1 protein-coding gene is annotated in these 1,388 nt (G+C 72.2%); it reads left to right on the forward strand.

The window, feature by feature from the left end; translation table 11 throughout:
- Positions 1-5 precede the first annotated feature (5 nt).
- The coding region (locus F0L46_RS25150; protein ID WP_276315626.1) for a lipopolysaccharide biosynthesis protein at positions 6-1,388 on the forward strand (1,383 nt) is incomplete at its 3' end.

The raw sequence follows: 1,388 nt of genomic DNA on the forward strand, positions 1-1,388 counted from the left end.
TGCTCATCAGGCATACGGCGGCGTATTTGACGGCGAACGTGCTCTCGGCGGTGTTCGGGTTCGTGAGCGTGTTCCTGTTCACGCGCCTGCTCACCCCCGACGATTACGGCCTCTTCGTGCTGGGCCAGACCGCCACCGCCATCCTCTCCACCTCCCTCTTCGCCTGGGTCGCCTTCTCCCTCTTCCGCTACCAGACCGAGGGCGAGCACGTCGACGTGCGCACAACAGCCCTCGTCGGCTTCGCCGCCTCCACCTCCATCCTCCTCGCCGGCGGCCTCCTCGCCGTCCTCGCCGCCGGCGTCCACCCCCTCCTGGCGCTCGGCACCTGCACCTTCGCCGCCGCCTTCAACTTCTTCGGCCTCACCCAGAACGTCATGCGCGCCCGCCTCGACGCAGGCCAGGTCATGCGCTCCTCCATCCTGCGCAGCCTGCTCGCCTTCGCCCTCGGCGTCACCTTCGTCCTCCTGGGCGGGGGCGGCTTCGGCCTCCTCCTCAGCATGAGCCTCGCCTTCCTCCTCAGCTGCCTGCCCTACCTGCGGCAGTGCTGGGGCGACCTGAAAGAGCAGCTCGCCTGGGCCACCATGCGCTCCTTCCTCTCGCTCGGCGTCCCCATCGCGCTCTCGGGCTTCATCTTCTCGTTCAGCGGCGGCCTCGACCGGCTCGCCATCGGCACGCTCTTGGGCAAGGGCGCCTCGGGCGAGTACGGCGCCTCGGCCGAGCTCGTGCGCCAGATCATCGCCATGCCCATGCTCAGCATCGCCAGCGCCGTCCTGCCCATCGCCGTGCGCCTGCTCGCCTCGGAAGGGCCCAAGGCCGCCCAGCGCCACATGGAGCGCGGGGGCGAGCTCCTCCTGGCGATCGTCGCCCCCATGGCCGTGGGCCTCGCCATCGTGACGCCGGCCCTCGCCGCCGTGGTGGTGGGCGCGGACTTCCGCCCCGCGGCCGAGGCGCTGATCCCGATCCTGGCCGTGACCGCGATCTTCGGGGCCATGAACCAGGGCTTCGTCCATGCAAGCTTTCACCTGGCCAAGGCGCCGCGCCTGATGTTCTGGCACGGCTGCCTGCAGCTGGGCACGAACGCGCTCGTGATGTACCCGCTCGTGACGGGCTACGGCATCCGCGGCGCGGCCCTGGCCATGCTGATCAGCGAGGGCGTGGCGCTCGCGGGCGGGCTGATGCTGGCCCGGCGCGGGTTCCCCTTGAGCCTGCCCCTGGGGCGGCTGGCGCGGGTCGGGGTGGCGCTGGGCGCGATGGGGGCCGCGGCGCTGGGCGTGCGCGCCGCCCTCGACCGGGCGGACCTCGTCGCCATGATCGCCATCGCGGCCGCCGGCGCCGCCACCTACGCCGCCGCAGCCCTCGCCCTCGACCTCGGCGGCGCACGATCAACC

The organism is Salinarimonas soli (assembly GCF_008386575.1).
Lineage (GTDB): Bacteria > Pseudomonadota > Alphaproteobacteria > Rhizobiales > Beijerinckiaceae > Salinarimonas_A > Salinarimonas_A soli.